The organism is Rhodobacter capsulatus, assembly GCF_003254295.1.
Lineage (GTDB): Bacteria > Pseudomonadota > Alphaproteobacteria > Rhodobacterales > Rhodobacteraceae > Rhodobacter > Rhodobacter capsulatus.
Genome location: NZ_QKZO01000002.1, coordinates 416,135 through 435,190 on the forward strand (window position 1 = coordinate 416,135; position 19,056 = coordinate 435,190).

At 66.3% G+C, this 19,056-nt stretch carries 17 protein-coding genes; 8 read left to right on the plus strand and 9 right to left on the minus strand.

Annotated features, from left to right (window positions below; translation table 11 throughout):
* Positions 1-386: 386 nt before the first annotated feature.
* Entirely contained in the window at positions 387-1,943 is a 1,557-nt protein-coding gene (gene guaA / locus LY44_RS04330) for a glutamine-hydrolyzing GMP synthase (RefSeq protein ID WP_055208279.1), read from the plus strand.
* A 60-nt stretch (positions 1,944-2,003) separates the two neighbouring features.
* On the opposite strand, the gene aroB is transcribed toward guaA, so the two are convergent.
* Together aroB and LY44_RS04340 are read right to left on the minus strand one after the other, a co-directional pair.
* Positions 2,004-3,110 (minus strand): 3-dehydroquinate synthase, encoded by a 1,107-nt coding sequence (gene aroB / locus LY44_RS04335; RefSeq protein WP_055208277.1) that lies wholly within the window; start codon positions 3,108-3,110, stop codon positions 2,004-2,006.
* Complete coding sequence (locus LY44_RS04340) at positions 3,111-3,674, minus strand: shikimate kinase (protein WP_055208936.1); 564 nt, start codon at positions 3,672-3,674, stop codon at positions 3,111-3,113.
* A gap of 198 nt (positions 3,675-3,872) precedes the next feature.
* On the opposite strand from LY44_RS04340, the gene LY44_RS04345 reads away from it, so the two are divergent.
* From LY44_RS04345 to LY44_RS04360, 4 genes are read left to right on the plus strand one after another with little or no spacing between them, the layout of a single operon-like run.
* On the plus strand, positions 3,873-4,118 hold the full coding sequence (locus LY44_RS04345; RefSeq protein WP_081024340.1) for a hypothetical protein: 246 nt from the start codon (positions 3,873-3,875) through the stop codon (positions 4,116-4,118).
* Complete coding sequence (locus tag LY44_RS04350; protein WP_055208273.1) at positions 4,108-5,685, plus strand: hypothetical protein; 1,578 nt, start codon at positions 4,108-4,110, stop codon at positions 5,683-5,685. The genes LY44_RS04345 and LY44_RS04350 overlap by 11 nt, the downstream gene beginning before the upstream one ends.
* Positions 5,682-6,635, plus strand: a complete 954-nt coding sequence (locus LY44_RS04355) for a site-specific tyrosine recombinase XerD (RefSeq protein WP_081024314.1) — start codon at positions 5,682-5,684, stop codon at positions 6,633-6,635. Before LY44_RS04350 ends, LY44_RS04355 begins: the two co-directional genes overlap by 4 nt.
* 33 nt (positions 6,636-6,668) lie before the next feature.
* Positions 6,669-8,018: an HlyC/CorC family transporter gene (locus tag LY44_RS04360; RefSeq protein ID WP_055208271.1), complete on the plus strand. Its 1,350-nt coding sequence runs from the start codon at positions 6,669-6,671 to the stop codon at positions 8,016-8,018.
* A 3-nt stretch (positions 8,019-8,021) separates the two neighbouring features.
* On the opposite strand, the gene lipA is transcribed toward LY44_RS04360, so the two are convergent.
* On the minus strand, positions 8,022-8,984 hold the full coding sequence (gene lipA, locus LY44_RS04365; protein WP_055208269.1) for a lipoyl synthase: 963 nt from the start codon (positions 8,982-8,984) through the stop codon (positions 8,022-8,024).
* A gap of 83 nt (positions 8,985-9,067) precedes the next feature.
* Positions 9,068-10,210, minus strand: a complete 1,143-nt coding sequence (locus LY44_RS04370) for a DUF6456 domain-containing protein (RefSeq protein WP_055208267.1) — start codon at positions 10,208-10,210, stop codon at positions 9,068-9,070.
* Positions 10,211-10,426: 216 nt separating this feature from the next.
* Here LY44_RS04370 and LY44_RS04375 point away from each other — a divergent pair, with 216 nt between their 5' ends.
* Positions 10,427-10,735, plus strand: coding sequence for a DUF6477 family protein (locus tag LY44_RS04375; RefSeq protein ID WP_055208264.1), 309 nt, complete (start codon positions 10,427-10,429; stop codon positions 10,733-10,735).
* 38 nt (positions 10,736-10,773) lie between these two features.
* Here the strand turns inward: LY44_RS04375 and LY44_RS04380 are convergent, their stop codons facing one another.
* Positions 10,774-12,324: a helicase HerA-like domain-containing protein gene (locus tag LY44_RS04380; RefSeq protein WP_055208262.1), complete on the minus strand. Its 1,551-nt coding sequence runs from the start codon at positions 12,322-12,324 to the stop codon at positions 10,774-10,776.
* 462 nt (positions 12,325-12,786) lie between these two features.
* On the opposite strand from LY44_RS04380, the gene LY44_RS04385 reads away from it, so the two are divergent.
* On the plus strand, positions 12,787-13,383 hold the full coding sequence (locus tag LY44_RS04385; protein ID WP_055208260.1) for an invasion associated locus B family protein: 597 nt from the start codon (positions 12,787-12,789) through the stop codon (positions 13,381-13,383).
* 57 nt (positions 13,384-13,440) lie between these two features.
* Here the strand turns inward: LY44_RS04385 and LY44_RS04390 are convergent, their stop codons facing one another.
* The 4 genes from LY44_RS04390 to LY44_RS04405 are packed head-to-tail and all read right to left on the minus strand — an operon-like array spanning position 13,441 to position 17,730.
* Positions 13,441-14,655: a beta-ketoacyl-[acyl-carrier-protein] synthase family protein gene (locus LY44_RS04390; protein ID WP_055208259.1), complete on the minus strand. Its 1,215-nt coding sequence runs from the start codon at positions 14,653-14,655 to the stop codon at positions 13,441-13,443.
* Positions 14,652-14,927, minus strand: coding sequence for an acyl carrier protein (locus LY44_RS04395; RefSeq protein ID WP_055208257.1), 276 nt, complete (start codon positions 14,925-14,927; stop codon positions 14,652-14,654). Before LY44_RS04395 ends, LY44_RS04390 begins: the two co-directional genes overlap by 4 nt.
* 7 nt (positions 14,928-14,934) lie before the next feature.
* Entirely contained in the window at positions 14,935-16,035 is a 1,101-nt protein-coding gene (gene lpxD, locus LY44_RS04400) for a UDP-3-O-(3-hydroxymyristoyl)glucosamine N-acyltransferase (RefSeq protein ID WP_055208255.1), read from the minus strand.
* A 48-nt stretch (positions 16,036-16,083) separates the two neighbouring features.
* Positions 16,084-17,730 (minus strand): L,D-transpeptidase family protein, encoded by a 1,647-nt coding sequence (locus tag LY44_RS04405; RefSeq protein WP_074553272.1) that lies wholly within the window; start codon positions 17,728-17,730, stop codon positions 16,084-16,086.
* Between the two features lie 294 nt (positions 17,731-18,024).
* Between LY44_RS04405 and LY44_RS04410 the strand changes: the two genes are divergently transcribed.
* On the plus strand, positions 18,025-18,585 hold the full coding sequence (locus tag LY44_RS04410; RefSeq protein ID WP_055208253.1) for a YcbK family protein: 561 nt from the start codon (positions 18,025-18,027) through the stop codon (positions 18,583-18,585).
* Positions 18,586-19,056 lie beyond the last annotated feature (471 nt).

Consider the following 19,056-nt stretch of genomic DNA (forward strand, 5'->3'; position numbering starts at 1 on the left):
CACCGGCCCCTTTTCCGTTCAATCACAGGCGCAGCCGGGCCCTTTGTGGCAGCTTTTGGAGCGGCTGATACAACTGTCGCCGCAAGCCTTGCCTTTGCTGCAATGCTTGCAACAGCCCGCATAAATTGCCTCGGGCGGCGCGGGGGTCAAAAGCGCGACCGCCGCCCGCGTGTCCTGCAAGGACCCGGTCTCGGCGCCCCGATCATCGGCAAAAGCCGGAGAGCACAGAAAGACGCCCAACAATACCGCGGCGACAACAGATTTCATGTTCATGGCGAGAATATCCGATCAAGAAGATTAACCAAGGTTAAGGCGCCGCGCCGCGACTGTCACGCCGGAACTTCTGCGCTCTTGCTTTCCGGCCCTTCCCCCCCTATTCCCCAGCCATGACCCAGCATCAGCGCCTTCTCATCATCGACTTCGGCTCGCAGGTGACCCAGCTCATCGCCCGGCGCCTGCGCGAGCTTTCCATCTATTGCGAAATCCACCCCTATCAGAAGGTGACCGACGCCTTCCTTGCGGATTTCGCCCCCAAGGCCATCATCTTCTCGGGCGGCCCGGATTCGGTCACCCGGGAGGGTTCCCCCCGCCCGCCGAAATCCGCCTTCACCCTTGGCGTGCCGATCCTTGGCATCTGCTACGGCCAGCAGGTGATGATGCAGGAGCTGGGCGGTCTTGTGGAAACCGGCCACGGCACCGCCGAGTTTGGCCGCGCCTTCGTGACCCCCACGGAAAATGTCCTGCCGCTTTTGCGCGGCTGGTTCGACGAGGGCCCCGAGCAGGTCTGGATGAGCCACGGCGACCATGTCTCGCGCATCGCCCCGGGCTTTGAAGTCTACGGCACATCGCCCGGCGCGCCCTTTGCGATCACCGCCGATGTCTCGCGCCATTTCTACGCCGTGCAATTCCACCCCGAAGTGCACCACACGCCGAAAGGCGCCAAGCTTTACGAAAACTTCGTGCGTCTGGCGGGCTTCACCGGCGACTGGACGATGGCGTCCTACAAGGACGACGCGATTGCGAAAATCCGCGCGCAGGTGGGCGACAAGCGGGTGATCTGCGGCCTTTCGGGCGGCGTCGACAGCTCGGTCGCGGCCGTGCTGATCCATGAAGCCATCGGCGATCAGCTGACCTGCGTTTTCGTCGATCACGGTCTGATGCGGCTCAACGAGGCCGACGAAGTCGTGACGATGTTCCGCGACAATTACAACATCCCGCTGATCCACGCCGACGAGGCCGATCTTTTCATCGGCGCGCTCGAAGGCGTCTCGGACCCGGAAGTGAAGCGCAAGACCATCGGCAAGCTCTTCATCGATGTCTTCCAGCGCGAGGCGAACAAGATCGAGGGCGCCGAATTCCTGGCCCAGGGCACGCTTTACCCGGACGTAATCGAATCGGTCAGCTTCTCGGGCGGCCCCTCGGTCACGATCAAGTCGCACCACAATGTCGGCGGCCTGCCGGAAAAGATGGGGCTGAAGCTGGTCGAGCCCTTGCGCGAACTTTTCAAGGATGAAGTCCGCGCCCTTGGCCGCGAGCTTGGCCTGCCGGAGAAATTCATCGGCCGCCATCCCTTCCCGGGCCCGGGTCTCGCCATCCGCTGCCCCGGCGAAATCACGCGGGAAAAACTCGATATCCTGCGCAAGGCCGATGCGGTCTATATCGACCAGATCCGCAAGCACGGGCTTTACGACGCGATCTGGCAGGCTTTCGTGGCGATCCTGCCGGTGAAGACCGTCGGCGTGATGGGCGACGGGCGCACCTATGATTACGCCTGCGCGCTGCGCGCGGTGACCTCGGTCGATGGCATGACGGCGGATTACTACCCGTTCAGCCATGAGTTCCTGGGCGAAACCGCGACGCGGATCATCAATGAAGTCAAGGGCATCAACCGGGTGACCTACGACATCACCAGCAAGCCTCCGGGCACGATCGAATGGGAGTGACCCGCAAGGGTCGCTTCTGCAAGGCCTGACCGCCCGGCGCGGTCAGGCCTTTTTCATGGCTTACCGCCGCGCCAAGGCCTCGGTCAGCAGGTCTTTCAGCACCTCGCGCGGCACCTCCGAGGTCACGAAAGCCGCGCCGATCCCCCGCGCCAGAATGAAGCGCAGCTTGCCATCCAGCACTTTCTTGTCTTGCCCCATAAGCGCGATCAGCCCCTCGGCATCCGGCAAATCCCCCGGAATATCAGCCAGTTCCACCTTCATCTTCATGTCGCGCAAATGCGCCCGCACGCGCGAGGGCGCCTCTTGCGAACACAGCCCCAAGCGTTGGCTCAGCTCGAAGGCCAGCGCGCAGCCGATCGCCACCCCCTCGCCATGCAAAAGCCGGTCGGAATAGCCCGTCGCGGCTTCCAGCGCATGGCAGAAGGTGTGACCCAGGTTCAAAAGCGCCCGGTCGCCTTCCTCGGTCTCGTCGCGCGCGACGATCTCGGCCTTCATCTCGACGGATCGGCGCACCGCATGTTGCCGCAAGGCCCGGTCGCCCGCCGCCATCGCCGGGCCGTTCGTCTCGAGCCAGTCGAAAAACGCGGCATCCCCCAGAAGCCCGTATTTCACCACCTCGCCGTAACCGGCCAGAAAATCGCGCGGCGGCAGCGTGTCGAGCAGCCCGATATCGGCCAGAACCAGCGCGGGCTGATGAAAGGCGCCGATCAGGTTCTTGCCCGCCGCGACATTGATCCCGGTCTTGCCGCCGACCGAACTGTCGACCTGCGCCAGAAGCGTCGTCGGGATCTGCACAAACCGCACGCCGCGCCGCAGCACCGCCGCGGCAAAGCCCACCAGATCGCCGATCACCCCGCCGCCAAAGGCCACGACGATATCCTTGCGCTCGACCTTTTGCGCCAGAAGCCATTCGCAAACCCGTTCGAAATGCGGCCAGCTTTTCGTGCCCTCGCCCGAGGGCAGCGTCATCGACACCATCTCGACATCGCCCAACCCCGCCCGCAAGGCCTCCAGATGCAACCGGGCCACGGTCTCGTCGGCGACCACCGCCACCTTGGGCTTGCGCAACAAGGGCGCGATTTCCGCCCCCGCCCGCGCCAGCAGCCCGGCACCGATCCGCACCTCATAGGCGCGCGCGCCCAGCTCCACCTTCACCACTTCGGTCATTCAATCCTCCGCGAACAGCCCCGGGTGGCCCCGAAGCGCTTCGATCACCTTTTGCGCCATCTGCTCGATCGACAGCCCCGGCTCGGCCGCCACCGCCACCTGCGCCAGCGCATAGACGGGATAGCGCCGCTCGATCAGCTCGGCGAGCGTCCCCTTCGGGTCGGGCGTGCGCAACAGCGGCCGCGTCGTCTTGCCCTTGACCCGGGTCCAGAGCAGCTCCAGATCCGCCTGCAGCCAGACCGAAACCCCCAGCCGCGCGATCATCGCCCGGTTCGCCTCCGACAAAAACGCGCCGCCGCCGGTCGAGACCACCCCGGGCGTGCCCGCCAGCAGCCGCGCGATCACCTCCGATTCGCGGGCGCGAAAGAACGGCTCGCCATCGCGTTCGAAAATCTCCGCGACCGAGCGTTGCGCCGCCTTGACGATTTCCTCGTCGCTGTCGTGAAACGGCACCCGCAGCGCCCGCGCCAGCGCCGTGCCCACCGCGGTCTTGCCCGCGCCCATCATGCCCACCAGCACGATCGTCTTTTGCAGATGCGGATGCACTTGCTCTTGCCCGGTCACGCAGCCCTCCCCGGCCCGGCGCCCGCGGGCGCTTGCGCATTCGTGATCTTTGCGCCCCTCAATGGCGTGAACTTTGTCGAAATGCCATATATAATCTTGCCAGCGCGACGTTTCGGCGGCATCCCCGCAGCAACGGCGCGCCGCCGGTGCAGGCGATCGCGGACGAGCATAAGAAAAGAAAGCAGACACATGGGGCGCATGTTCAAGGCCATTTTCGTTCTTCTTCTGACGGCGGTGCTGGGCACGCTCGGCTATGCCTATTTCGGCGACATGCAGGCCGATCCGGTCGAGATCCGCAGCCCCGTCGCCCTGCCCGATCTGGCCCCGGCGCCGGCCCCCGCCGCCGCTTCGCCCGCCGCCCCGGCCCAGACGTCCCCGGCCCCGCAGGCCCCCGCGCAACCGGCCCCGGCGACCGAAGCTGCGGGGGCGGGGCTTGACGATTGATCGCCGCCTGCTTCTGGCCCTGACGCTGGGGCTTTGCCCGGCCTCCGCGGCGCTGGCCGAGGCGCCGATGTCGGCGATCGACTGGCTGTCGACCTCGGTCAGCGGCGTGCCGGTCCGCCCCGGCGGCGGCTCGGTGGCGGTGCTGCCCCCCGTCGCGGGCGAGGCCCCGGTTTCGGGCGGGGGCACGGTGGAGCGCATCGGCGTCGCCTCGCTGGATTCTGCGCGCAATGCCGACAGTCTCGGGCTATTGCCCGCCAGCCGTCTGGGCCTGCCGCGCGGGCTTTGGGGCGCGACGCCCGAGGTCGATCTGGCCGCGGCGCTGCGCAAGGAGCGGCTCGACACCCTGCCCGCGGTGCAGGCGTTCCTGCTCGAACTGATGCTGGCCGAGCTGGACCCGCCGATCACCCCCGCGCCCGAGGGGAAGAACGTGCTGTTTCTGGCCCGCATCGACCGGCTGCTGGATCTGGGCGCGCTGGATCAGGCGATGGCGCTGCTGGAACAGGCCGAGCCTTCGGACCCCGAGATTTTCCGGCGCCGCTTCGATGTCGCCCTGCTTCTGGGCGAAGAAGACCATGCCTGTGAAATCATGGAGAAAACCCCCGCGGTCGCGCCCTCTTATCCGGCCCGGATCTTCTGCCTGGCGCGGCGGTCGAAATGGGATGCGGCGATGCTGACGCTGGGCACCGGGCGGGCGCTTGGGCAGATCGACAGCGAAACCGCGCTGCTTCTGGAACGGTTTCTCGATGACGAGGGCGCCGATGGCGCCGACGATCTGCCGCCGCCCGCGCGGCCAACGCCGCTCAAGTTCCGGCTGATGGAGGCGATCGGCCAGCCGATGGCGACGACAACCCTGCCCGTCGCCTTTGCCCATTCCGACCTGCGCGCCAATGCCGGCTGGAAGACCCAGATCGAGGCGGCCGAGCGGCTCTCGCGCATGGGAGTGCTCGATCCGAACCAGCTGCTGGGGCTTTACACCCAGGACCGCGCTTCTGCCTCGGGCGGGGTGTGGGACCGGGTTTCCCTTGTTTCCCAAATGGATGCGGCCCTTTCTGCAAGTGATGTCGGGCGCGTCGAGCAGATCTTGCCCGCCGCCTGGGATCTGATGCAGGCGCAGGAGCTGGAAACCGCTTTCGCCGCGATGTTTGCCACGCGTCTGCTGGATCTGCCGCTGACCGGCGAGGCCAGGCGGCTGACGCTGCGGCTGGCGTTGCTGACCGGCGCTTTCGAGCGTGTCGCGCTGACCCGGGCGGAGGCCGCGGCCGAGGAGCCGCTTCTGATCGCGCTCGCCCGCGGCAACACCGCGCAGGTGGAGGCGCAGGATCTTCTGGGGCTGACGGTGAAGCGGGTCTTCGACGCCGCGCCCGCCGCCCTGCCCGAGGCCTATGCGGGCCTCGGGCCCGACCGGCTGGGCGAGGCGCTGCTGGCGGCGGTCGATGACATTTCCGAAGGCGCCAAGGGCGATGCGCGGCGGCTTGAATCCGGGCTGACGCTGTTGCGCAAGGCCGGGTTCGAAAGCCTGGCGCGGCGCACGGCCTTGCAGCTGATCATTCTGGAGCGGCGCGGATGATCCCGATGCTGCCGCGCGAACGCATCGCCGTCTTCCTTGAGGCGCAGGCGGCCGAGGCCGGGGCGGCGCGCAACACGATCGCCGCCTATGGCCGCGATCTGAGCGATTTTCTGGACTTCACCACGGCGAAGGGCCTTGATCTGGTCACGCTTGACCGCGCCGCGGTGGAGGATTGGCTGGTCCGGCTCGAAGCCGAGGGGTTGGCCAAGGCGACCCGGGCGCGGCGGCTTTCGGCGGTGAAGCAATTCTACCGCTTCGCCTATGACGAGGGCTGGCGGGTGGACAATCCGACCTTGCAGATCTCGGGGCCGGGCAAGGCGCAGCGGCTGCCGAAGACGCTGAGCATCGAGGAGGTCGAGGCGCTTTTGGAGGCCGGACGCGATCAGGGCCGCAGCCCGGCCGAGCAGATCCGCAACCGCTGCCTGATAGAGCTGCTTTATGCTACCGGCATGCGGGTGAGCGAGCTGGTCGGCCTGCCGGTGGCGGCGGCGCGCGGCAATCCGGCGATGCTGATGGTGCGCGGCAAGGGCGACAAGGAACGGATGGTGCCGCTCTCTGCCCCGGCGCGCGAGGCGCTGGCAGCCTGGCTGGTCACCCGCGACGCGGCCGAGGAGGCGGCGCGGATCGCCCGCCGCCTGCCGCCCTCGCGCTATCTTTTCCCGTCCTCGGGCAAGGAGGGGCATCTGACGCGGCAGGGATTTCATGCGCTGCTGAAAGAGATCGCGCTGGCGGCGGGGCTGGATCCGGCGCGGGTGACGCCGCATGTGCTGCGCCATGCCTTTGCCACGCATCTGTTGCAGGGCGGCGCCGATCTGCGGGTGATCCAGACGCTTCTGGGCCATGCCGATCTTTCCACCACCGAAATCTATACCCATGTGCTGGAGGAGCGGCTGAAGGATCTGGTGCTGGGCCACCACCCGCTGGCGCGCAGGGATGATCCTCCCGCTTGATCCCGGCGCCGCAACGCGCCATCATCGGTCATCATGACAGACATCTCCATTCTTGCCGCCCTTTCCGCCTTTGCCGATCGCCTCGACATGGCGTTCTGGCTCAATGCCGGGGCCATCGTCGTTCTGCTGATGCTCTCGGCGTTCTTTTCGGGCTCGGAAACCGCGCTGACGGCGGCTTCGCGCCCGAAGCTGCGGGCCCGCGCCGACAAGGGCGACAAGGGCGCCGAGGCCGCGCTGAACATCACCGAGGACAGCGAGCGGCTGATCGGCGCGCTGCTTTTGGGCAACAATGTCGTCAACATCCTCTCGGCCGCGCTGGCGACGGCGCTTTTGACGCGGCTGTTCGGGCAGTCCGGGGTGGCGCTGGCGACGCTGGTGATGACGGCTTTGGTGCTGATCTTTTCCGAGGTGCTGCCGAAGACCTGGGCGATCAGCAACCCCGAGACGGTGGCGGCGCGGGTGGCGCGGATCGTGCGGGTGCTGATCCGGCTGCTGATCCCGATCGTGACGGTGGTGCGGATGATCGTGCGCGCCATTCTGTGGGTTTTCGGGCTGCGCACCGATGCGAACCAGAACATGTTCTCGATCCACGAGGAAATCGCCGGGGCGCTGGCGATTGGCGCCTCCGAGGGGACGGTGGACAAGGCCGACCGCGACCGGCTTTTGGGGGCGCTCGATCTGGGCAACCGTACCGTCGCCGAGATCATGCGCCACCGCAGCCAGATCGAGATGATCGACGCCGAGGACGACCCGAACGAGGTGCTGGCGCAGGTGCTGGCCTCACCGCACACAAGGTTGCCGCTTTACAAGGGCGAGCGGGAAAACGTGGTCGGCATCCTGCATTCCAAGGATCTGTTGCGCGCGGTCGAGCGGTTCTTGCGCAGCGGCGATGGCAAGCTCGATTCCGTCAGCGATCTTGACCTGATGAAAGTGGCGATGAAGCCCTATTTCATCCCGGAAACGACGCCGCTCGATGAACAGATGCGGGAATTCCTGAAGCGGCGCACCCATTTCGCGCTGGTCGTCGATGAATATGGCGATCTGAAGGGGTTGTTGACGCTGGAAGACATTCTGGAAGAGATCGTCGGCGAGATCACCGACGAATTCGACCCCCGCGCGGCGCGACAGCTGAAACCGACCGAGACGGGCGATTATCTGGTCGAAGGCGCGATGACGATCCGCGATCTGAACCGGGAAACCGACTGGGCGCTGCCCGATGACGAGGCGCATACGGTGGCGGGCCTCGTCATCCACGAGGCCCAGTCCATCCCCGAGGTCGGTCAGGTATTCTCCTTCCACGGCTTCCGCTTCGAGGTGGCGGGGCGCAAGGAGAACCGGATCAGCCAGCTGCGCATCCGCCCGCTTGAAGGCTTGCCGCGCTAGCGATCAGCGGCCCAGCTTCGCCAGCCGCGCCGTGCGCAGCTTGGCGAAATCCTCGCCCGCGTGATAGCTCGACCGCGTCAGTGGCGTCGCCGAGACCATCAGGAAGCCCTTGCCATAGGCCGCCTTTTCATAATCGGCGAAGTCCTCGGGGGTGACGAAGCGGGACACCGCATGGTGTTTCGGCGTCGGCTGCAGATACTGGCCGATGGTCAGGAAATCGATGTCGGCGGCGCGCATGTCATCCATCACCTGCAGCACGCCCTGCCGGTCCTCGCCCAGACCGACCATGATGCCGGATTTGGTGAACATCGCCGGGTCGAGTTCCTTGACCCGTTGCAGCAGCCGCAAGGAATGGAAATAGCGCGCCCCGGGCCGCACGGTCGGGTAAAGGCCGGGCACGGTCTCAAGGTTGTGGTTGAACACGTCCGGCCGGGCTTCGACAACCTTTTCAAGCGCTTCCGGGCCACACTTGAGAAAGTCGGGGGTCAGCACCTCGATCGTCGTCTCCGGCGCGCGATGGCGCACGGCACGGATCGTCTGGGCGAAATGCTCGGCCCCGCCATCCTCCAGATCGTCGCGATCGACCGAGGTGATGACCACATGTTTCAGCCCCAGCGTCGCCACCGCATGGGCCACCCGGCCGGGCTCGAAGGCGTCAAGCGCCTCGGGCTTGCCGGTGGCGACGTTGCAGAAACTGCAGCCGCGGGTGCAGGTCTCGCCCATGATCATCATCGTGGCGTGGCCGTGGCTCCAGCATTCGCCGACATTGGGGCAGCCCGCCTCCTCGCAGACGGTCACCAGCTTGTTCGTCTTCAAGAGATCGCGGGTTTCCTTGTAGCCCTGCGAGGTCGGCGCCTTGACCTTGATCCAGCCCGGTTTCTTCGGCTGGGCATTGTCGGGGCGATGCGCCTTTTCCGGGTGGCGCAGAACGGGCGCCTTGTGGGCCGGGTCCTGAGTGTCGGGCATCGGGCTTCCTTTCGCAGCGGGATTGCCCCCAGATAGGCCGAAAACCCGCCCGATGCAAATTGCCTGTGCCGCCCCGGCCCCGGCTAGCCGATCAAGGGCGCGGCGCCGCCATAGGTTTCGTCATAATGCCGCTTGAGCCGCATCAGCGCGATGCGCAGCACGATCTTGCCCGAGCGCGCCGACCAGCCCATGCGCTTTTCCGCCGATTCCAGCCCCTCGAGAAAACAGCAGCAGCGCAGAACCATGTCGCCCAGCCCCGGGCCAAGGTCGGAGAGCGCCGCCGCCACCCGTTCCCGGGCGCGCTCCGATCCGCCCGAACCGCCATGGCCCAGATCGGGCCGATACTGCCCCCGCGCGCCGCCGGTCATGAAGCGTTCCCAGTTCTGCGCCACCCGCGGCCCCATCTGCGCCAGTTCGAAATCCTCGCGCAGCCGTTCCCCCGCCGCCACCAGATCGGGCGCCAGAAACGGTCGCCCATCCGCATCGCGCCGCCGCGCCAGCACCCCAAGCGGGCTTTCGGCCAGGTTCATCCGCAACCGCGTCACCCGGCCCTGCCCCTCGTGCACCAGGCGCTCGCCCCAGTCGCGGTGACGGTCGGCCTGCGGCGTGCCCTCCGCCTCGGGGTCGCGCCCCTCGGTCAGCGCCTCCGCCTCCAGCAACCGCTTCAGCGCCGCCCGCCCCGCCGCGGAGAGCTCGTAGCTCGTCACCCGGCCGCTGTGCTGCACCCCGATCCAGCCGTTCAGCGCAAAGCCCTGCGCCACCGCGCGCGCCACCACCGCCGTGCGCACCGTGCCCCGCAACACCACCGCCTTTTCCATGTCGGGCGCGATGATCAACAGCGCCCCCGGCTCGGCCAGACGGCGCAGCACCCGCCGCCCCTCGCGCGAGAGCGTCTCGAGGTCATGACCATCGGGCGCGGCCGCATCAGGGCGGGCTTGCGGCGCAGTCGGGCGGATCGGAGCGGTCATCGCAGTGTCATCCTCTCTGGGCGGGGCGGCAGATGCAGCGGCAGCAAAACGGCCAAACCGGGTCAGGGCCTCGTCGACAAGCGGATCGTCGCGGCGTTGCTCGATCCGGCGCACCCGGCGCAGGATGGTCGAGGCATGACAGCCCTCGGCCCGCGCCAGTTGCCGGATCGGCACGCCGTCTTCGACGTGACGCAGATAAAGCCGTGCATGGTCGGGCAACCAGGCTGGCAGCATCTCCCGATCTTGCATGGTCTTCATCTCCGGTCTCCCATCGACACGCTGGCGCATGGATAGCGCAAACGGCATCTGCAACCGTGGGTTGCTTTGGTTACCCCATGGTTAAGAAATGGGGCGATCTCGAAAATTCTTTATAAACTCTAAAGATTTCCAAACGCAGCGTTCGGTTGAGCAAATATTCGCGCAACACCCGTTTCGGTTGTGACAGGCTGACCCGGACCGAGTGAGGGGATCACGATGACCGACCAGATCGACCAGATGGCGCGTCTGCGCCGTCCGAAATTGCTGATCCGGGCCGCACGCTTCGGACAGCGCGATTACGACCGCAGCCGCGATCTGCGCCGGCTGCTGGCCGCCCGCGACCTGCCCGGCCCCGAAGACGCGCTGCGCAGCCTGATGACCGAGGAAGCCGGGCTGGAAGCGGCCCGCCAGGCCGGATTGGCCGGTTACAGTTTCCTGCGTCACATCGAGGTGCTGATCGCGATGATGGCCGAGGCGCGGATGCTGCCGCAGGCCCGCCTGCCCGCGCAGATCCGCATCGCCTGACCCCGGATCAAGGCGCCCCCTGATCAACGCGCCCCTGATCAACGCGCCTTGAACAGCGAGCCGAGCACCCCGCGCAGGATCTGCTGACCGGCCTCGCGGCCCAATTGCCGCGCCAGAGACTTGCCGAAGACCTCGGCGATGCTGTCGCTGCGCGCGGCCGACCCGGCCGGTCGGAGCGCGGCCTTGGGCTCGGGCTGCGGCGCCTCGAACCGGCGGGCGCGGTTGAACTCCAGCTTCGCCGCGGGTGCATCCGCCGCGGCGGCCTCGGCACCGGCCTTTTGCGTCCGTGCCGTCAGGATCTCGAACGCCGAGGGCCGGTCCACCGCGTGATCATATTTCGCGCCAAGGGGCGAGGCCGCGCGCAGCGCCGCGCGTTCCCCGGCCGCAAGCGGGCCGAGCCGCGATTGCGGCGGGCGCACCAGCGTGCGCTCGACCATGCCGGGCGCGCCCTTCGGCTCCAGAAACGAGGTCACCGCCTCGCCGGTGCCCACTTCCCTGATCGCGGTCTCGGTGTCGAAACGCGGGTTCGGGCGGTAAGTCTCGGCGGCGCGTTGCAGATCCTTCTGATCCTTGGCGGTAAAGGCGCGCAGCGCATGCTGCACCCGGTTGCCGAGCTGACCCAGGATGTCCTCGGGCACGTCGGCGGGGTTTTGCGTGATGAAATAAAGGCCGACGCCTTTCGAGCGGATCAGCCGCGCCACCTGTTCGATCTTGTCGAGGAGCGCCTTGGGGGCGTCGTCAAAGAGCAGATGCGCCTCGTCGAAGAAGAAGACGAAACGCGGACGCTCAGGGTCGCCGACCTCGGGCAGCTCCTCGAAAAGCTCCGACAAGAGCCAGAGCAGGAAGGTCGCATAAAGCCGCGGGCGGACCATCAGCCGGTCGGCGGCCAGGATGTTGATCTGCCCGCGCCCGTCCGGCGCCAGCGTCATCATGTCGGCCAGATCAAGCGCCGGTTCGCCGAAAAACTGCGCCGCGCCCTGATTTTCGAGGATCAGAAGCTGGCGCTGGATCGCCCCCACCGACTCGGCCGAGACAGTGCCGTAGCGCAGCTTCAGCTCGGCGGCGCGTTCGCCCACATGCACCAGCATCGCCCGCAGATCGGCCAGATCGAGCAGAGCCAGCCCCTCGGCATCGGCCAGATGAAAGGCGATGTTCAGCACGCCTTCCTGCGCCTCGCTCAGATCCAGCAGACGGGCCAGCAGAAGCGGCCCCATCTCGGTCACCGTCGCGCGCACCGGATGGCCCTGTTCGCCGAAAAGATCCCAGAACGTGACCGGATAGGCCCGATAGGCAAGATCATGGCCGATCATCGCGGCGCGGGTGCGAAAGGCCTCGTGCAGCGGGCCGGTCTCGGCGCCCGCCGCGGCAAGCCCCGCAAGGTCGCCCTTCACATCGGCCAGGAACACCGGAACCCCCGCGGCCGAAAAGCCCTCGGCCAGAACCTGCAGCGTCACCGTCTTGCCGGTGCCCGTCGCCCCCGCGATCAGCCCGTGCCGGTTGCCCGCTTTCAGCAGCAGCTCCTGCGGTTGGCCATAGCCCTCGCCGCCGCCGCCGACGAAGATCCCCGCCCCGGTCAGACCTGCGCTCATCCGTTCCCCCGCTGCTGTCCCGGCCCGATCGGGGCCGCGTTCCTGATGCGTCGCGAGAATACTTGTTTAACCCTTATGTGCCAGTCTGCAGATGTCCCGCTTCGGGCCCATTGGCCGCGGGACACTTCCTCCCTGTCAGACTGGCCGCGCCTTCGGGCGCGGTTTTTTCGCTTTTTCACCCCGGATCGGGGCCAAAATCGCGCCCGACCGATCATTTTTGCGTGTTGACCTGCGGGATATTCCGCACTAGCGTTTCCGCAATGACATAGTCGGCCAGTCCGACAGGGGGAATACAGGGCTCCGGTCAACGGAGCCCTTCTTTATTTTATTCCCGCGGCCTCCCGCCCCCGCTCACGCAAGTTTCACCGCCAGCCTCCGCCGCCGCGGCCGGAGGGGCGCTTTTGCCCCTGACAGGCTTCGGGCGGCATGCTAAGGCGGCATCATCCCCTTGGAGGACATTTCATGATCAAAAACACCGCTTCCCTTGCTCTTGTGCTGGCCGTCAGCCTTGCCGCGCCGATGGCGCTGGCCGAAGATGCCGCCCCGACCGCGACTCCGGCGCCCGCCGCCGAAGCCCCCGCGCCTGCTGCCGAAGCGCCCGCTGCCGAAGCCCCCGCCGAGCCCTATGTCAAGACCACGGAAGGCGACTGGAAAGTGCAGTGCATCCGCGTCGAAAGCGGCGACGAGCCCTGCGAGATGTTCCAGCTGCTGACCGACAAGGATGGCAACAAGGTCGCCTCGATCTCGGTTCTGGGGCTGCCGAAGGGCAAGGAAGCCGTGGCCGGGGCGACCATCGCCACGCCGCTGGAATCGGCGCTGACCGCCGGGGTGACGCTGCAGATCGACACGCAAAAGCCGATCACGCTGCCCTATTCCTTCTGCTCGCAGGTCGGCTGCTTCTCGAACGTCGTGCTGAAGGCCGAAGAGCTTGACCTGTTCAAGAAGGGCAAGAAGATCGCCATGACGATCGTGCCGATGCGCGCGCCCGATCAGAAGGTGGAACTGGAAATCTCGCTCAAGGGCTTCAGCGCTGCCTGGGATGCGATGCAGCCGAAGTGATCCAAAACTAAGGATCGCCCTGCAAGATATTGAAAGACGCCGCCTTTCGGGGCGGCGTCATGCTTTTGACAGGATCAGCACCGCGTTCAGGCCGCCAAAGGCAAAGGCATTGGTCATCACCGTGTCGACCCGCACCTGACGCGCGACATTGGGCACCACATCCAGCGGGCAGTCGGGATCGGGCGCCTCGAAGCCCAGTGTCGGCGCGATCACCCCCGCGTTCAGCGCCATCAGACAGGCCAGAAGCTCGATCGCCCCGGTGGCGCCGATGCAATGGCCGTGCATCGCCTTGGTGGAACTGACCGGCAGCCGCGGCAGATCCGCGCCGAAAATATCCGACAGCGCCGCCGCCTCGGTCTTGTCATTGGCCGCCGTGCCGGTGCCATGGGCGTTCACGTAATCGACCGCCTCGGGCGTGATCCCGGCATCGCGCAGCGCCAGACGCATCGCCCGCGCCGCCCCCTCGCGCGAGGGCATGACGATGTCGCTGGCATCCGAGGTCATGGCGAAGCCCTTGATCTCGGCCAGGATTTCGGCGCCGCGCGCCTTGGCGCCTTCAAGCGTTTCAAGCACGAAGACGCCCGCGCCCTCGCCCTGCACCATGCCGTTGCGGCTGGCGCTGAACGGGCGGCAGCCGTCGGGCGACATCACCCGCAGCCCTTCCCAGGCCTTCAGCCCGCCGAAATTCAGCATCGATTCCGCCCCGCCCGCCAGCATGCCATCGGCAAGCCCGGCGCGGATCATCTGAAACGCCAGACCCAGCGCGTGGTTCGAACTGGCGCAGGCCGTCGCCACCGCGAAACTGGGCCCCATCAGCCCGAATTCCATCGAAACATGGGACGCCGCCGCATTGCCCATCAGCCGCGGCACGGTGAAAGGATGAACCCGGTTCTTGCCCTCGGCATAAACCGCGCGATAGGCCTCGTTCACCGTCGCATTGCCGCCGCCCGCGGTGCCGATGATCGCGCCCCAGCGGGTGTGATCACAGCTTTCCTGCGGCAGACCGGCCTGCGCCATCGCCTGTCGCGCCGCGACCAGCGCGAATTGCGTGAAACGATCGTAAAGCGACAGCTTGCCCTTGTCGAAATGGCTTTCGGGGGGGAAGCCCCGCACCTGCGCGCCGATCCGGATCGTCAGCCGCTCGACATCGGGAAAGTCGAGCGGACCGATGCCGCACCGCCCCTCCGCCATCGCGGCGAAAGTGCCTTGCACATCCGGGGCCAGCGCATTGACCGTTCCGGCCCCGGTGATGACGACACGTCTTTGGGTCACGCCAGCGCCGCCTGCGGCCCCGAGATCAGCCGCTCGACCGCGCGCACGATCGCGCCGACCGAGGAAATGTCGAACTCGCTTTGCGTCGGTTCGTTGGCGTTGAAGGGAACGGAAACCCCGAAGGTTTCCTCGATCGCGAAGATCATCTCGACAAGGCCGAGGCTGTCGAGCCCCAACTCGTCAAGCGTCATGTCCGGGCGCACTTCGGCCGGTTCCATCGCAGCTTCGCGGGCGATGATCGAGAGAATCTTGTCCTGCACGTCGGGCCTCATCTGGCTGTTACTCCGTGCCCTTCTTCTGCGTGAGATTTGTAACAGTTTCCCGAAGTTCGGCCATTTGCGCAAAGAGTCGCGGCAGACGGCGGATGTTCTTCCAGGCTTCGACATGGGTTTCCATCTTCACCGCCGGATAGCCCAGCAGCACCCGCCCCGCGGGGGCATTGGTGAAGATCTTGGTGGCCCCGCCGGCGATCACGTCATCGCCAACGAAGATATTGTCGTTCACCCCGCATTGGCCGCCGAGCACCACCCGGTCGCCGATGCGCGAGGAGCCCGCGATGCCGACCTGACCGCACAAAAGACAATCGCGGCCGATCTGCACATTGTGGCCGATGTGGACAAGGTTGTCGAGCTTGGTGCCCGAGCCGATCATCGTCGCCCGCACCGTGCCGCGGTCGATGCAGACATTGGCGCCCAGCTCGACATCATCGCCGATGACGACGCTGCCCAGGCTGTGGATGCGGGTCCAGCTTTGTTCGGTGATCGTGTCGCGCTGACCCAGCGTCTCGCGGATTTCCTCGACGCCGGATTTTTCCGGCGTGACGAAGGAAAACCCGTCCGCGCCCACCACAGCGCCGGGCTGGGCGATGAAGCGATCGCCAATCACCACCCGGGCGCCGATCTTTACGCCTTGCAGAACAAGGGCTTCCTCGCCGATCTTTACATCTTCGGAAATGCAGGCATGCGCCGCGATCCGCGCCCCGGCGCCAATGCGCGCGCCCCGCCCGATGACGACGAAGGGGCCGATCGCCGCCCCCGCGCCGATCTCGGCCGTGGGGTCGATCACCGCCGTCGGGTGAATGCCGGGTGCAATCTCGGGGCCCGGGTCGAAGGCTTTCGACAGCCCCGCCATCGCCAGCCGCGGCCGGGCGACGAAAATCGCCGCCTTCAGCCCCAGCGCCCGCCAATCCGTGCCCTCGGGCAGGATCGCCGCCAGCGCCTGACCCGCGGCCAGCCCCGGGATGTATTTCGCACTCATCGCCAGCGCGATCTGACGCGGGCCTGCCGATTGCGGCTCCGAGGCGCCCTCGATCGGCAGGGACAGATCGCCTTCCGCCCGCGCCGCCAGAGCCCGTGCAATGGTTTCGACCGTCTGCGCCATGGATCTTGCCTCTCGTTGACCGGCGCCGTGCCGCGCCTCGTCCCCGATTTAATTCGTCAGCGGCCCCAATGCCACCCCCGCCTTGTCCAGAGCGGCAAAGAGCGCGGCATCCCGCCCGTAGACATCGTCGCGATACTCGATCCGGCCCTGGGCATTCGGGAAGGCGGTGAAATAGACCAGATGCACCGGAACGGGGTCGCGCAGCTTCACCGTCGTCTCGGCGCCGGTCTTCAGCACCGACTGGAAATAGCCCTCGGGGTCGGCCTCCTGCGCGGCGAGCAGCGCATAGGCCAGATCAAAGGGCCGCCCGACCCGGATGCAGCCATGGCTGAAGGCGCGGACATCCTTTTGAAACAGGGATTTCGACGGCGTGTCATGCAGATAGATATTGTGGGGATTGGGGAAGAGGAACTTCACCAGCCCCAGCGCATTGCCGTCCGAGGGCGGCTGACGCATCGCAAAGGGAAAGTTGCGCGCGTTGTAGGCGGCAAAGTTCACCGAATCGCGCGACACCGCCCGGCCCCGGCTGTCGATCAGCTGGATATGCCCCGCCGCGCCCGCATTGCGCTGCATCATCGGCAGATATTCCTTGACGGTGATCGAGCGCGGCACCGACCAGCTCGGGTTGATCACCATCATCTCCATCACGTCGGAAAACTCCGGCGTGCGGCGGTCGCCCTGGTTCATGCCGACCACGGTCACCGTCTCGAAGCTCATCTTGCCGTCATCGACGATGCGGGCGGTGAAATCGGGCAGGTTCACCCAGATGTGGCGCCGGCCCAGATCAAGCCCGTTCATCCAGCGCAGCCGCTCCATCGCGACCAGGATCGCTTTCATCCGCTCCTCGGGGGCGCGGTTGATCCGCGAAAGCGTGCCCTCGCCCGCGACGCCATCGGCCTTGAGCCCTTGGTCCAGCTGATAGGTCTGCACCGCCTTGTGCAAGGCGCCGTCATAGGTCGCACTGACCGAACGCCCAAGATAGCCCATGCGGATCAGCCGGTCGCGCAGCGCGATGACGCCCGGGCCGCTGTCGCCCGGGCCAAGCCGCTTCGCCGCGACCTGCGGCCCCCAGCCGCCCGTGGCGATCTCGGCCTGCAGATCGAGCCGCGCCTTGAGAAGCGCCGCATAGCGCGGCGAATTCGGCGCCAGATCGCGCAGGAACCGCGCCGGGGCGGGGCTGGCAAGCAGCCCGTTCAAAAGCGCCTGCGGATCGGGGCGGAGGATATCGCGCACGATCCCGGCATCGATCTTCTTCGGCTCGAGCGCGCCCGAGGAGATGTCGCGCGCCCAGGCGAGATAGGCCAGCGACATCGCCGCATCGAGCTGGCCGCGCTCGCGCTCGGTCTCGATCGTGGCGAAACGGGCGCGCAGATCCTCGGCGCCATAGCGCGCCACCGGCAGGCCATTCGCACCGGCCTGATCAAGCGCGGCAAGAAAGGCGGCCCGACGCGATGCGGCCTCGGCGGTGGTCCAGAGCGGCGCATATCCGCGCGCGGCATAAAAGGCGGCCAGCGCGGGTTCGGCCGCGGCGGTTTCCGCCACCGCCTGGGCAAAGCCCGACAGCGACAGCGCCTGCGCCCGGGCCGGATCCGCCGCCACGAAAGGCGCGATGGCCGCCCCGGCCATCATCATCGCAACAAGGGCGGCCCGGCCAACCCCAAGACAAGATCCAACCCCAAGACAAGATGCAGTCATTCTGTCCCCGCCACAGAAAAGCAACCTGCAACCTGTGGGAAAACCGGGGCCAAGTCCACCCCGCAGGCGGTTTCGCCGGGGCTTTCCCCGCCTCGGCGGCGCGACAGATGCAAACCGGCCACAGAAGCGGGCTCTGGCAAGAAATTGCCGACAGGTCCGGTTTTCCCTACCCGCGAAAAAATGACAATTTGAAACACGATTCGCTTCGTGCCATAAGATTGCCACGGAATCCGGGTAAGTCCGGATCAAGCCGCAAACTTCAGACGGCACAGACCGAGGGACAGGCGAACCGATATGGGCACGATCACGACTTCTCGTCGCGGGCTTCTTGCGGCCTTTGCTGCCACGCTTGTGGTAGCTGCCCCGAAAGCCTCCAACGCCTTCAGCTTTCTGCGTGGCGCGGGGGATATCCGTCGGATCCACATGTATTCCGGCCGCACCGGCGAAAGCCTCGACACCATCTACTGGATCGAAGGCGAATATATCCCCGAGGCGCTGAAGGAAATCACCCGGTTCATGCGCGACTGGCGCACGAATGACATCAAGACGATCGATCCGCGCACCGTCGATATTGCCGCCGCCTCGCATCGTCTGCTCGACACTTCCGAACCCTACATGCTGCTGTCGGGCTACCGCTCGCCCGCGACCAATGCGATGCTGCGCTCGCGTTCGGGCGGGGTGGCGCGCAATTCGCTGCACATGCGCGGGATGGCGGCGGATCTGCGGCTGAAATCGCGCTCGGTCGGGCAGATCTATTCCGCCGCCCTGTCCTGCCATGCGGGCGGCGTCGGCAAATATGCGCGCTCGGATTTCGTGCACATGGATTGCGGCGACATCCGCAGCTGGCAGGGCTGAGCCCGCCTTTCCCGCCTGAGGAAAACTTTCCGGAGAAAGCGTCGCCCTGCGGCGCTTTTCCGTTTTGCGCCAATCCGTTGCGCGGTTTTCACGGCGGGGGACAACTCTGCGTAAAAACGCATTCCGCATGTCTGTTTTGAGGAGGGTTTGGGGGAGAGATTTGGCGCACCCGACAAACGCCGCAGGCCCTTTTCAAGCCGTTGCAATCAGTAATATTTTTCTTTTTATATCAATGCATTAGATGAAGATCGAGAAGCAGCCGATTTCATCGCCTTGCATCTTTTTGCAATATTTTTGCTGGCAGCATGGCAAGACGCAGATCGACGCTCGAAACTGGCACTGAGGGACGAAAAAAAACCTCCACCATCCACTCGACCGACCATTTTTTAGGCATCTGTCGTGAGGTGTGCAAAGGGGCAAAATCGAACCTCCAAAACAGGGAGATCGAACCTCGAAGCGCCGCGCGCCCGC

Coding starts and splice junctions, on each gene's coding strand:
- LY44_RS04395 (WP_055208257.1), bottom strand. CDS start 14,927: ATGAGGCCCGACGTGCAGGACAAGATTCTCTCGATCATCGCCCGCGAA.
- LY44_RS04385 (WP_055208260.1), top strand. CDS start 12,787: ATGATCAAAAACACCGCTTCCCTTGCTCTTGTGCTGGCCGTCAGCCTT.
- lpxD (WP_055208255.1), bottom strand. CDS start 16,035: ATGGCGCAGACGGTCGAAACCATTGCACGGGCTCTGGCGGCGCGGGCG.
- LY44_RS04370 (WP_055208267.1), bottom strand. CDS start 10,210: ATGAAGACCATGCAAGATCGGGAGATGCTGCCAGCCTGGTTGCCCGAC.
- aroB (WP_055208277.1), bottom strand. CDS start 3,110: ATGACCGAAGTGGTGAAGGTGGAGCTGGGCGCGCGCGCCTATGAGGTG.
- LY44_RS04355 (WP_081024314.1), top strand. CDS start 5,682: ATGATCCCGATGCTGCCGCGCGAACGCATCGCCGTCTTCCTTGAGGCG.
- guaA (WP_055208279.1), top strand. CDS start 387: ATGACCCAGCATCAGCGCCTTCTCATCATCGACTTCGGCTCGCAGGTG.
- LY44_RS04410 (WP_055208253.1), top strand. CDS start 18,025: ATGGGCACGATCACGACTTCTCGTCGCGGGCTTCTTGCGGCCTTTGCT.
- LY44_RS04380 (WP_055208262.1), bottom strand. CDS start 12,324: ATGAGCGCAGGTCTGACCGGGGCGGGGATCTTCGTCGGCGGCGGCGGC.
- LY44_RS04345 (WP_081024340.1), top strand. CDS start 3,873: ATGTTCAAGGCCATTTTCGTTCTTCTTCTGACGGCGGTGCTGGGCACG.
- lipA (WP_055208269.1), bottom strand. CDS start 8,984: ATGCCCGACACTCAGGACCCGGCCCACAAGGCGCCCGTTCTGCGCCAC.
- LY44_RS04375 (WP_055208264.1), top strand. CDS start 10,427: ATGACCGACCAGATCGACCAGATGGCGCGTCTGCGCCGTCCGAAATTG.
- LY44_RS04360 (WP_055208271.1), top strand. CDS start 6,669: ATGACAGACATCTCCATTCTTGCCGCCCTTTCCGCCTTTGCCGATCGC.
- LY44_RS04405 (WP_074553272.1), bottom strand. CDS start 17,730: ATGACTGCATCTTGTCTTGGGGTTGGATCTTGTCTTGGGGTTGGCCGG.